At 25.4% G+C, this 670-nt stretch carries 1 protein-coding gene; it reads left to right on the top strand.

The window, feature by feature from the left end; translation table 11 throughout:
• Window positions 1-564 (top strand): hypothetical protein (locus HMPREF9088_RS12165; RefSeq protein ID WP_007209391.1); only part of this gene is annotated, 564 nt, incomplete at its 5' end.
• Window positions 565-670 lie beyond the last annotated feature (106 nt).

The following is a 670-nucleotide window of genomic DNA, read 5'->3' as shown; positions in this document are numbered from 1 at the left end:
AATTTAAAAACTAGTTTAGCTAACATATTTACTGATGGATTAGAACAAGCAAATAAAAATTTGAATAATGAAAAATCAAATTTACCTTTAGATAATAAGGAAGATAAAGAAGAGGAAGACTCAATTGATTGGACTAAGTATTATAAATTTAATAAAAGCAATGGTCATATTGAAGGTGTCACATCTGCTTTTATGTCAGAAATGGCAAACAGTGAAATAATTGTTCCATCAGAAATTGATGGTGTAAAAGTGAACACAATTGAAACATATACTTTTATTAAAGTTGATGGTGAATATAGAGATAACTATATTTATCCTTCAAAAATAACTATTAATGCTAAAGATTACACTTTGGAAACATATGCTTTTAATGGTATTGCTCTACCTAATTTTTTAGATTTAAGTGGTGCAAGTATTATACAACACTTTGCAATTACTCTATTTTATAGGGAATATGAGAATGGTATAATTGAAATTTTAGCAAATGGTGCTAAAACACTAACAGTAAAATTAGGTGACAACACTCAGTTTGAGCATGATGATTTAGTTTTTGATAAAAAATAATGATGATAACATTTGTTTTTATGTTAATAAAAATGGTTACAACATAGTATTTAAATAACTAATTTAAAGGGAGTTACATTTAACTCCCTTTTTTTTATATCTATTT

Origin of the sequence: Enterococcus italicus DSM 15952, from assembly GCF_000185365.1 — a bacterium.
Classification (GTDB): domain Bacteria; phylum Bacillota; class Bacilli; order Lactobacillales; family Enterococcaceae; genus Enterococcus_G; species Enterococcus_G italicus.
This window is presented reverse-complemented; position numbering and strand designations above follow the sequence as displayed.